At 34.3% G+C, this 11,371-nt stretch carries 13 protein-coding genes and 3 tRNA genes; 9 read left to right on the top strand and 7 right to left on the bottom strand.

The features are described 5' to 3' along the window. Position 1: 1 nt before the first annotated feature. The 5 genes from ABEG11_RS03570 (at position 2) to ABEG11_RS03550 (ending at position 1,787) form a co-directional block, all read left to right on the top strand. A tRNA-Met gene (locus ABEG11_RS03570) sits at positions 2 to 74 on the top strand. A 35-nt stretch (positions 75 to 109) separates the two neighbouring features. Further along, a tRNA-Met gene (locus ABEG11_RS03565) sits at positions 110 to 182 on the top strand. A 251-nt stretch (positions 183 to 433) separates the two neighbouring features. Then, positions 434 to 505 (top strand) — tRNA-Glu (locus tag ABEG11_RS03560). A 164-nt stretch (positions 506 to 669) separates the two neighbouring features. Beyond that, positions 670 to 1,251, top strand: coding sequence for a TetR/AcrR family transcriptional regulator (locus ABEG11_RS03555; protein ID WP_348822819.1), 582 nt, complete (start codon positions 670 to 672; stop codon positions 1,249 to 1,251). 50 nt (positions 1,252 to 1,301) lie between these two features. After that, on the top strand, positions 1,302 to 1,787 hold the full coding sequence (locus ABEG11_RS03550; RefSeq protein WP_348822818.1) for an acyl-CoA thioesterase: 486 nt from the start codon (positions 1,302 to 1,304) through the stop codon (positions 1,785 to 1,787). Positions 1,788 to 1,968: 181 nt separating this feature from the next. On the opposite strand, the gene ABEG11_RS03545 is transcribed toward ABEG11_RS03550, so the two are convergent. From ABEG11_RS03545 to ABEG11_RS03515, 7 genes are read right to left on the bottom strand one after another with little or no spacing between them, the layout of a single operon-like run. Next, positions 1,969 to 2,697 carry a LytR/AlgR family response regulator transcription factor gene (locus ABEG11_RS03545; RefSeq protein WP_348822817.1) on the bottom strand — a complete coding sequence of 243 codons (729 nt, stop codon included), beginning with the start codon at positions 2,695 to 2,697 and terminating at the stop codon, positions 1,969 to 1,971. A 9-nt stretch (positions 2,698 to 2,706) separates the two neighbouring features. Then, positions 2,707 to 3,036 carry an Hpt domain-containing protein gene (locus ABEG11_RS03540; RefSeq protein WP_348822816.1) on the bottom strand — a complete coding sequence of 110 codons (330 nt, stop codon included), beginning with the start codon at positions 3,034 to 3,036 and terminating at the stop codon, positions 2,707 to 2,709. After that, complete coding sequence (locus ABEG11_RS03535) at positions 3,017 to 4,060, bottom strand: sensor histidine kinase (protein ID WP_348822815.1); 1,044 nt, start codon at positions 4,058 to 4,060, stop codon at positions 3,017 to 3,019. Before ABEG11_RS03535 ends, ABEG11_RS03540 begins: the two co-directional genes overlap by 20 nt. Next, entirely contained in the window at positions 4,060 to 5,193 is a 1,134-nt protein-coding gene (locus ABEG11_RS03530) for an FIST signal transduction protein (RefSeq protein WP_348822814.1), read from the bottom strand. Before ABEG11_RS03530 ends, ABEG11_RS03535 begins: the two co-directional genes overlap by 1 nt. A 4-nt stretch (positions 5,194 to 5,197) precedes the next feature. Next, the gene (locus ABEG11_RS03525; protein ID WP_348822813.1) at positions 5,198 to 7,117 is read right to left on the bottom strand and encodes a PAS domain S-box protein; all 1,920 of its coding nucleotides are present in this window, start codon (positions 7,115 to 7,117) and stop codon (positions 5,198 to 5,200) included. A gap of 3 nt (positions 7,118 to 7,120) precedes the next feature. Next, positions 7,121 to 7,645 carry a heme NO-binding domain-containing protein gene (locus ABEG11_RS03520; RefSeq protein WP_348822812.1) on the bottom strand — a complete coding sequence of 175 codons (525 nt, stop codon included), beginning with the start codon at positions 7,643 to 7,645 and terminating at the stop codon, positions 7,121 to 7,123. A 6-nt stretch (positions 7,646 to 7,651) separates the two neighbouring features. After that, positions 7,652 to 8,065 carry a response regulator gene (locus ABEG11_RS03515; protein ID WP_348822811.1) on the bottom strand — a complete coding sequence of 138 codons (414 nt, stop codon included), beginning with the start codon at positions 8,063 to 8,065 and terminating at the stop codon, positions 7,652 to 7,654. Between the two features lie 1,006 nt (positions 8,066 to 9,071). On the opposite strand from ABEG11_RS03515, the gene ABEG11_RS03510 reads away from it, so the two are divergent. From ABEG11_RS03510 to ABEG11_RS03495, 4 genes are all read left to right on the top strand, one after another. Next, positions 9,072 to 9,494, top strand: a complete 423-nt coding sequence (locus tag ABEG11_RS03510) for a response regulator transcription factor (RefSeq protein ID WP_348822810.1) — start codon at positions 9,072 to 9,074, stop codon at positions 9,492 to 9,494. 259 nt (positions 9,495 to 9,753) lie between these two features. Beyond that, a complete protein-coding gene (locus ABEG11_RS03505) occupies positions 9,754 to 10,080 on the top strand; it encodes an ArsR/SmtB family transcription factor (protein WP_348822809.1) in 327 nt (108 codons plus the stop codon). 171 nt (positions 10,081 to 10,251) lie between these two features. Further along, on the top strand, positions 10,252 to 10,719 hold the full coding sequence (locus ABEG11_RS03500; RefSeq protein ID WP_348822808.1) for a DUF6428 family protein: 468 nt from the start codon (positions 10,252 to 10,254) through the stop codon (positions 10,717 to 10,719). 19 nt (positions 10,720 to 10,738) lie between these two features. Further along, positions 10,739 to 11,371: an arsenate-mycothiol transferase ArsC gene (locus tag ABEG11_RS03495; protein ID WP_348822807.1), complete on the top strand. Its 633-nt coding sequence runs from the start codon at positions 10,739 to 10,741 to the stop codon at positions 11,369 to 11,371.

Here is an 11,371-nt window from a genome sequence, read left to right as displayed (position 1 = left end):
TCGCGGGATAGAGCAGTAGGCAGCTCGTCGGGCTCATAACCCGAAGGTCACAGGTTCGAGTCCTGTTCCCGCTACTAAGGTAGCCTTATTGAGATTACAAAACGCACATCGCGGGATAGAGCAGTAGGCAGCTCGTCGGGCTCATAACCCGAAGGTCACAGGTTCGAGTCCTGTTCCCGCTACTAGAAAGCCATCAACGAAAGTTGGTGGTTTTTTTTATACATTTAAATTTATGGACGTATTTTTGTATACATGTTGGCACTGCATTTCAAAGCAAACTTCGCAGATCGGATATTTATTACTGCAATTTTAATTTTCTGATCTTTTTAAATTACTGACTTTTAAGTCATTTAAAATAACTATAAAAAAATCTTTATCATCTTATTGTGTATTATAAAAATAGTTGCATTTTTGCACCCGCATAGAAAAAAGAGGCCCGTTCGTCTATCGGTTAGGACGCATGGTTTTCATCCATGTAAGAGCGGTTCGATTCCGCTACGGGCTACTAAAGCAAAGCTTCAGAGAAATCTGGAGCTTTTTTTTATGATTAAAAACGAGATTTCACAATCCTTCTATTTTACGTGTATTCCTTTTTCAAAATAAAAAACATAACTCTTGCATACCAATCGGTATTTATTTCTATATTTGTCTTAGTAATAAAACAAAATAATGAACACTGCAGAATTTATATTGGATAAAGTAGCTCCAGTTTTTAACCGGCAGGGATACATCGGGACCAGTTTATCGGATATTACAAAGGCTACTGGTCTAACCAAGGGTGCGATTTACTGTAATTTTTCCAATAAGGAAGATTTGGCATTGCAGGCCTTTCGGCATAATATAAATATCGCCATAATTCCTCTTTTTAAACTAATAGCCTCGAAAGAAGGCGCTATCAATAAACTAAAGACAATAACCAGCTATCACCGCTCATATTATGATCTGGTTAAAGATTTAGGCGGCTGTCCCATGTTACGAGTATCTGTTGATACCAAATTTTTAAATCCTTTGCTATTTCAGGCTGCAGTGAGATTATCGCAAAAATTTATTACTGGATTAACTGAAATTCTCAATGAAGGAATTGCCAATGATGAAATCAATCCAGATACTGATGTAAATAAATATGCCCAAGTCATTTTGTCTCTGATGGAAGGCAGCTCACTTTTATCATTTACACACAATGACAACAGCTATATTATCAATGCAATGGATTTTGCTGATGGCATCCTGATTCAAAAAATAACAAAGTAAAATTTTTTAACCCTTCACATACCGATTGGTATGTGTTAATTTAATTTAGAATGGAAAAAGTATTAAAGACAAAAAGAAAAATCAGATTTCAGGATTGCGATCCATTTAATCATCTGAACAATTCGAAATATCTTGAATATTTCATAAATGCCCGCGAAGACCAGATCGAAAAACATTATAACCTGGACATCTTTCAGCTTATGAAAAAAACCGGGTTAAGCTGGGTAGTCGCTTCCAATCAGATCAGTTATCTGAAACCCGCTTTTACCATGGAAACTGTTGTTATTGAATCTCAATTAATCCAATATACAGACAATGCACTACTCGTAGAAATGAAAATGTGGAACGAAGATGAAACGGAACTCAAAGCACTGCTCTGGATAAAATTCATTCACTACAATCTTCTGGCAAAAAAAGCAGCTAATCATTCTGAGGATTTAATGAAATTATTCGAATCAGTTGCTGTTCCTGCTGGGGAAACTGTATTTGAAAACCGCTGTATAGAAATTATTAAGCAGATAAAAAATTATGCTTGATTACATAAACCGCACTTAATCAACAGGAAAATTAATTAAAGAGGCTTCAGAGATATCTGATTTCTCTTTAATTAACGCAAATCGATTTTTAATCAATCACTCAAAACTTAAAATGGAAAAAATCAATTCAGATTTGAATGCGTTAAAAACTGCAAAATGACTTCAAAGCAAAAAAGACTTTTTAAAGCATATTGAGCCTTTTCATAAGTTCTGGCCTATTAGACCTGCTTACGGGGATTACCTCTTTTGCGATTAAAACACTGTTATCTTCTATATCGATAATTTTTTTTATGTTAATTATGTAGGTTCGATGCACTTTTAAAAAAGAAGATGCGGGAAGTTTATCTTCTATTTTTTTTAGTGTAGAATGTACTGTATAATTTTTGTCTTCGGTTTTTATCAGGATATAATCTCCTTTGGCTTCGATTACATTTATCGATGCCATATTTATTTTTATGAGCCTCCGGTCTATATTTATATAAAATTCTGAAGCCGTATCATTGGGTTGGACTGGCTGGGCATCTGCTGGTACTGCATACGAAGGGAGTATATTTTTTTGGGCTTCAATTTTATTTACTGCCTTCAGAAAACGCTCTTCAGTGATTGGTTTTACCAGATAATCAACAATACACTTGTACTCGAATGCTTCGATAGCAAAATTCCTATCTGAGGTTATCAGAATAACTAAAGGCGGGTTTTTTATCGTTTGAATAAAGTCGAAACCAGTAAATCCGGGCATGTGGATATCCAAGAAAATAATGTCTATCGGGACGGTGCTTTGATTAAGAAACTTTATAGCTTCCATCGCATTTTGAAATTCGTCTATAAAATTCAAATCAGCATGTTTTTTAATCATCTGGCCAATAATAGTCCTTGCCAATGCTTCATCGTCTATTACAATACAATTCATATGATTTAGTTATAATGAATCAGCATAATGCAACATGGCAGCAAGTATTTTATCAAACGCTGCTTTTAACGCTTCATTAAAGCCTGCCGATTGGTTTTTTAAGTCAAACTCGAACTCTTCAGCAAGATAATAACTTTTTTCCATTCCCATTATACTAATTTTATGTTTAATCTTATGAATAATTTCTGAGGCTTCGAGAAAACATCCCTTTTCCATTTGACTGGAATATTCGTCTATTTCCTTGGGCAGCTCTTTTTTGAAGGTATTGATAATTTTCTGTTTAAAAACATCATCATTTCCCGAAAGACTATTAATATAGTTAAGATTTGGCTTTTCCATTCACATCAAGAGTAAAGAAAAAGGTGGCGCCTTCATTTACTGTACTCTCCACCCATATTTTTCCGTTATAAAACTGAATAATTTTTTTTACGATCGAAAGCCCTATTCCCGATGATGTATCCGAATTGTCAAGCTTAGTAAAAATATTAAATATTTTGGCGAGATAAGCTTCCTCTATGCCCACTCCATTATCTTTTACATAAAATTCCCATAGGCTGTCATCATTTAAGCCACATCCTATTTCTACAAATCCTTTGTCTTTATCGTTATACTTGATACTGTTATTGATTAAATTTTCGAAAAGCTGTCTAAATCTATAATAATTCCCAAAGAGCTTAGGCAGTTTGCCATTTACTTTTATTTCGAAGTTTTTTGGAAGCAGTGCTGTCCTGATTATTTCGTCTAAAAGCACGTTAAAATCAATCATTCTATTTTCGGACTGCAGCTTATCAATAGATGAGTAATCCAGAATTCCTTTAATAAGCAGATCCATTTTTTCGACATTGAGCAAAATAAGGTTTAACGAATCCAGATTATCAGCACTGAGTTTTTCTTTGTTGTCGGCAATATACCATTCAATTAGCGTATTTATACTTCTTAGAGGCGCTTTTAGATCATGAGAAACTGCATGCGCGTAATCATTTAGCTCCTGATTTTGCAATTCCAGGTTTTTAAGGAGTTCTTCCCGCTGCTTATTGATTTTAATAATTTCCTCCGATTGCTTTTTTATATAATCGGTTGCATTAAATTTTTTATCGGAATAGTCATTTACATCAAGATTCATGGAGCTCAATATAAATTCCAGGTTCTTGTTTACATCGGTAAGGTTTCGAGCTTCTTCCCTCAGTTTTTCGTTTGCTTCAAATAACTCATCCGAACTTAATTTCATTGCTCTCTGCAGCAATGCACTTTGTTCATCATAATTTATATATGAATTGTTTATTGCATTCAGGAAATTTTCTAATCCGTCAGGAATTTTACCTCCCAGGTGCTTTGCTATTTGTCTTTCTAGTAAGGAGTTCATTATTCGCTAACAAGTGTTAAAGTCATTGTCTGATTGTGTAATTGGCAAGTTGTACTCCCAAAAAAAGGTGCCATTTCTCCGTAGGAATAAAACCCGGTTAAAACTGTCTGGTTATCTACCACCGCTTTTACCTCTTCCAATTCCTCTTCTACCCGCTGATCCATTACCAGTTTTCGTCCCACACAGCTTATAAGTATAGCCAGATCGGGTTTTGTTTTTCGATTCCGCATCGCATCCTGAGCGGCTAAATTAGCTCCATTGGCAATGCCGTCTACCGATGCCATCATCAGCTGTACTCTGGAGTTCAGTGGTACATCTCCAGCAAGAATCATTGATTGATTGTGACTGTCAATATTAAGAATTGTTCTTACAAGAGCATCTTCTTTTTCAGGAGGAGTTACATTTAATGGGTATAAAAGCGAGGCTTGTGGAAGCTCATTAGCTTTTTCTCCCAGATATTTTTTATATAGTTCTAATGCTGGATGCCCATCTATCTCATACAGAATATTTCCTTCGGAACGCGTAATTATTCTTTCAGGGCCAAACGGCTGCCACCCGCCATAACTGGCAAAACTGATTTCTAATGTATCGCCATAAAAACCAATTAATACCACTTCGCCTTCTTTTGGATTTTCATTATAAGAAGCAAGGGTTTTCTCGAATTTTGCATCATCGCCACACATACCGCCCGTTATAGATACGCTCGAATCGATAGCTTCTTCCAGTCCGTTTATTAAAGAACTGCCGTTAATAAAGCTGCCTTCTGAAAGCACAAAAAGATGTTTCAGATTCTCTTTTGGCATATTTGAGTACAGGCTTTTGCCAAGAGCAACGGCATCTTTTTCAAAGTCTAAAATATTTCCCCTTTTAATTACGAAACTGCTTTTTTCAAATTCAACAGCCGTTACTGCAGCAGAATTATCCAGAACATTTGTACCAGCAATTTCTCCTGCTGTAGATCCATAAATAATATGTTCATAGGGAAATTCTTTTTTAATATCTTTTACAAAAGCTTCATCTTCAAGCAGCAATCGGTTTGCAAATACCAGTACTAATGGATTCTTCAAGGTAATTTTCTCTGTAAGATAATTCCAATCCAGATTCTCTTTTTTAAAAGCCTGCACTATTTTCATAACTTTATTTATTTAGCTGTACATAAAATATGGTACCATTTCCTAACTCACTTTCAATCCAGATTTTTCCATTATAATATTCTACTATTTTTTTTACTATAGACAAGCCCAATCCTGTTGATTTTTCACTGCTCGCAAGCGATTGAAATGTCATGAAGATTTTTTCAAAATGTTCTTCGGCGATACCTGGGCCATTGTCTTTTACAGAAAATATGTAATGGGATTCCGATTCTTCTGCATTTACTTCCACTAAACCCAGGGGTTTGTCGCAATAACTGACTGCATTCCCTATTAAATTCTGAAACAATTGCTGGATCCGGAACTTATCTGCAAGAATCACAGGCATTTTATCCGATATAGCTATGTTTACATTTTTTGGAATATCAATTGTATTTACAATATTCTGAACCACCTCGAGTGTGTTAACTAATTGTGCTGTTTCAGTATTTTCGGTATTTATTTTAGAATAGGTCAATATGCCTTGTATAAGCCGGTCCATCTTTTCAATCTTGCCTTCTATCATATCCAGATATTGCATAGACTGTTCTCCCAGATTGGCTTGATTCTCTTCTTTTAGCCAATAAATTAATGAGTTTATACTTCTTAATGGCGATTTAAGATCGTGAGATACAATCTGGGCATATTCTTCGAGGTTATTATTGCTTTTTTCCAAGCTGACCAAAAGCTGTTCCTTTTGATCCTCGAGTATTTTTCGTGAAGTGATATCCTCTTGAATAGCAAAAAAACAGGAAATTTCGCCCCATTCATTATATAATGCCTGTCCCTGGATCTTGACCCAATATTTTTTTCCCGTTTTAGAATAATTAATGATTTCACAGCTGAATGGTTCTCCTTTTTTGATCTGCTCGCTTAAATACAGCACTGTCTCAGGATTACTTTCTTCGCCTTGCAATAATTTGCCGGGTTTCAATCCGATAAGTTCTTCCAATTCATATCCAGACATGTCAGTAAAACTTGAATTGACCCATTCTGTTCTGCCTTCACTATCACAAATAATAACTGAATTTATATTTTTTTCAGCGATGAGCGATAATAAAACAAGTTGTTCTTCTTTCGTTTTTTCATCAGTCATGTCTTCAATGACGGCAAAATACTGCAGGAGCTCACCGTTTTCATTATAAACAGGCTGTCCTTTTGTACGGGTCCAGAAATATGTCCCGTCTTTACGTCCATGCGTGATTTCTATGTCAAATGATTCTCCCTTAAGGAAAAGAGTAGTCATTTTTTTCATAGCTCCTTTGTTTGTGTTTGCCGTCCTGCCCACCTCAATAGGAGATTTTCCAATAATATCTTCCTTTGTAAATCCTGTTATTTTATGATATGATTCATTGCACCAAAATATTTTCCCATCAGGATGCGTAAAAACAATGGCATTTTTATTGGCGCTTGCTACTAACGAGAGACGGTTAAGCTCTTCACCATCCTTATTAAGTGCTTCTCTCTGCTTGTTGTTAATTTCCAGTAATTCATTAAGCTCCTGATTTTTTACTTCTTGCGATTTCAGTATCTGAAGCAGATCCAGCTGCGGATCAAAATCGGCAAAGTCAGATATGGTGAGGTTATTTTTTTTTACATCTTCTACCGATGTCAGCCAAGGAGATCCGATAAATAAAAAATAATTATCTATTGCTGCAAATTGTCCGCGGATTAACGGTTCTGCATTTAGTATGCTTTCTAAAATTACCAGCTGATTTAAGTTTTCGGATATTGTTTTGGTATCCATCTTTTCCATGAATGGCCTTTTGGATGTAAAGCAGTCCGAAAGCTTTGTCTGTTTTTTTATAAAAGGAAAAACTTTCTTTAAGCTTTTCCCATAAGAAGAAATGCTCATCTGCTGATCAAACAAAATGTAAAAAGGAAAAATTTCATTCAACCTTTCAGCAGTAAAATTAATTGAATCCATATATTACCAGCTTATTTTAAACACATCCTCAAATCTGTTTAGCTGCTTAGATATAACATGTTCAATTACTACTTTATTTTCAAATGCGTTTACCAGTCCGTTAAGATACCCTCTTATATATTCTTTCATTCCGGGCGTACTTGTGTAATAATGCAACATTAAAATAGTATCATTTACAGCAGTAACTTTGAATTCAGGAGGAGTCAGTTTTGGGTAAATTAACAACATCCGGTTATGAAAGCTAGGTAAATTTAATAAATAATCTTTTAAATGCCCCTCTCGTGACTCTTTAATTAACAGATATTTCTCACGAGATATTTTTACTATGTATTCTCCAAAATGAAAAAGTATTTTATTTATTGAAAAATGGGAGAGATTTGATAATTTCTTTGCTATTTCAAATGTTATACAATCATTATAAGGCTGATCGATAATATTACAGTCCCCAGGTTTAATTTCATCCCATGTCCGCTGATCAAAATTATCCAGTACATACTCTTCAACTGCCTTATAAACTATACCGTACATCTCTTTTTATTGAGAAATTAACTCATTTGCACTCCAATATTCAATCATCTTTTTTACTTTATCAACATACTCCTCATATTTTAAAGGCTTGAGCATGTATCCTGCAATACCAATTCTATAAAACTCTAACAAATCTCTATGGTTGTTAGATGTTGTGAGAACGATAGCCGGTATATACTTTAATACATCATCAGCTTTGAGAATACTCAAAAATTCTATTCCGTTAATTTTTGGCATATTGAGATCAAGAACAATTATATCTGGAATAATTATTTTATTTTTTAGTATTTCAAGTGCTTCTTCGCCATTATTGGCTTCTATTATTTTATGAACTTGCTCGAGGTTTTTTAAAACCCTGTTAAATTTCATAACTTCTATAGCATCGTCTTCTATTAATAATATATTTAATGACTTTGACATGGCAGTTTTTATGTATAAAAAATTTACTTCCCAAATTTAAGTATAGCTTGGCTATAAAAGAGTCAATCTTCGATAAGCGGTATATAACTGTAGCTGAATGGTATTTATTGATCGTTAAACAGAAATATTAAAATTAACAATCATTCATTTAATCTATTGGACTCTTCATAGAAATATGCCTTTTTGCTCCTTAAAAACAGTCACTTATTTAAAAACATGATTGCCAATTCATTCCAAGAACTATTACATGGTGTGTCATTATACTGTTTATCGATTTCCTGAGTCTATTCATCTATAGCAATTGGCCAGTTATCTAATTATGTAAATAGTATGCTAAAAGTAATAGATCTTTGTACTGTAATAATTGCAATAGCCAATCCTATTCAATTATAATCCAAAAACAATTTTAGTTAATTTTAAAAGCTCCTCGCCACAGGGAGCTTTTTTTATAAACTATACTGCTGGAGATTAATAAACAGACTGTTACAAGTTATCGATTATAAAAGCCCATTCATCTACAGCAATTGACCCGTTACCTAATAATGAAAAGAACATATTAAAAATTGATAGATATTTGTACTGTAATAATTGCATTGACCCCCGCAATTCTGCAATTATGACCAAAAACAATTGTTAATTTAAAAGCTCCTTACCACTGGGAGCTTTTTTTATGCACTATACAAAACTGTACGCGACAGTCAACAGTGTTTTTTTTGATTTTAATGCTTTAAAAATCAACACATATTCCCGAATACAGATTGCTTCCCTGCTTCATTCATCATCTCACAACAGCTATTGATCTATAGCTGAATTACCATTGAAATAGTTCGATAACCAGTACATCTAAAGTAAATTACCATTGGTCGACATAGCAAGTTCAATAGTCTAAAAAGCAGAATGATACCTATTTAATAAAAATACATTTGTATCAGAATAATGCTAAAAAAAACTGCTGACTAAAGAAAGCAGGCCCCAAATCCAAAACATTAACCTAATTCCTGAAAAGATGAAAAATGCAGATTTAAAAATATTAATAGCAGAAGACAACGTATTAATAGCCAAAATCCTGGAGTGCATCCTAAAAAAAGAAGGATACCAAGTTACATGCTGCAAAGATGGCCTGGAAGCCATAGAAAAAATTCCAGTATTAATTCCTGATCTGATTATTACAGATATTATGCTTCCTTTTCGTTCAGGATTAGAAATAATTGGTTTTACAAAAGAACGTTTTGAAAACATTCCAATAATAGTAGTTTCATCGTTAGGCGAAGAAGAGGGCACAGTCCTAAAAGCCTTCAGCCTGGGTGCCGATGATTTTGTTTCAAAACCTTTTAATCCCAATGAATTACTGCTTAGAATAAAGCGTTCTTTTGCAGCCGCACAACATATTAATCCAGGATACATTGAAACAATCCACATCAGCGCCTGAATAAATAAACAATAACCGTACTCTCGATTTTTTAATACCAATTCGATTACAGAAGGCAATTTCCCCCAGATTGCCATCTATTTAATGGTTAAGATTATTATCTGATAAATAAAAGCCGCTGGATGCAAATCACTATTTATGAACTGTTAATAAATTCGGCTTGCAGCAAATATCCCTTCCAAATATTTTACATCATAAGACAATTTTTTTTGTTATTTAAAAAACAATATCGTAATATTGCAATATAAAAATATACAAAATGGGAGCTACTAAAACAGAACATTTCACCGATGCGCAAAACCAGATTGCTTCAATCGCAAAAGCATTGGGACATCCGGCAAGAATTGCAATAATCGAATATTTGCTAAAAGTCAATGAATGCATCTGTGGCGATATTGTCAATGAGCTTCCTCTCGCCCAGCCTACCGTTTCTCAACATTTGAAAGAACTAAAAAACGCCGGCATCATCAAAGGAAACATTACTGGAAATTCAATCTGCTATTGTATTGACGAAAAAACAATAGCCATTTTAAACCTTTATTTTTCAAATATTACACATACTATTTCAAAATCAAAATGCTGCTAATGGTTAATTACGAATTACGAGGTATGAATTACGAGGTATGAATTACGAGATAAACAATTACGGATTGTGTGACAAATATTTATTGAATAAAAGGTAGCACATAAATTATTAAAGCTTTTTTTTGACAAAGTATATCGCAATATTGCATTAAATCAATAAATAATAAGCATTATGAAATTATCAAAAATCAAAGAAATTTTGCCAGCATTGGAAAATGTTGGATTTCAATTGGAAGATGGGACTTATGTACCCGAACATTTCCACGTTACCGAAGTGGGAATCATTACCAAAAACTTTATTGATTGCGGTGGCGTTGTCCGAAACGAAAAAGTGGTAAACTTTCAGCTTTGGGATGCCAATGATTTTAATCATCGTCTGAAACCGAATAAATTATTGCACATTATTAAACTTTCGGAAGACAAACTGGGTATTGAAGATTCTGAAATCGAAGTGGAATATCAAAGTGGTACCATTGGTAAATATGATCTGGCTTTCGACGGAAAAAACTTTATCCTTAAAAACAAAAAAACTGCCTGTCTGGCACAGGATTCCTGTGGTATTCCATCTGAAAAACAAAAAATAAATCTATCTGAAATGAGTAATGGATCCTGCTGCTCAACAACGGAAAAATGCTGCTGAAATTTAAAATGATATAAAAATGACATCACCAAAATCCACTTTATTTCCAGAACTGGAAAAAACAATTAAGGGTTTAAAAATAGAAGAAATTACATTAGAACGTAAAGCAGTTTTACAGCCTCTTATAGCATTCATTCAAGCCAAAGTAAACGATCAAAAGGAAATCAGGCTTAATCTGATCTGCACGCACAATTCCAGAAGAAGCCACTTATCGCAGGTATGGGCACAGGCAGCATCGGCTTATTTCAACATAAGGAATGTTTTTTGCTACTCTGGCGGAACTGAAGCCACAGCCCTGTTTCCAATGGCTGCCAAAACTCTGGGGAATCAAGGCTTCAAAATCGAAATAATCGCCGAAACCAGCAATCCTGTTTACGCCATAAAATATGCTGAAAATTCACATCCTGTTATCGGGTTTTCAAAAAAATATGATGATGATTTTAACCCCGCCGCTGAATTTGCAGCTATTATGACCTGTTCGCAAGCTGATGGCGGCTGTCCGTTTATTGCTGGAGCAGAAATAAGGATTCCGATAACTTTTGAAGATCCAAAAGCATTTGATAACACACCACAGCAGGCTGAAAAATACAAAGAAAGAAGTTTGCAGATTGCAGCCGAGATGTTTTATGTTTTTTCACAAATCAAGCAATAA

This window comes from Flavobacterium aestuarii, from assembly GCF_040049115.1.
Taxonomy (GTDB): Bacteria; Bacteroidota; Bacteroidia; order Flavobacteriales; family Flavobacteriaceae; genus Flavobacterium; species Flavobacterium aestuarii.
Note: the sequence above shows the minus strand (reverse complement) of the source record. Positions and strands in the feature narration are given on the sequence as shown.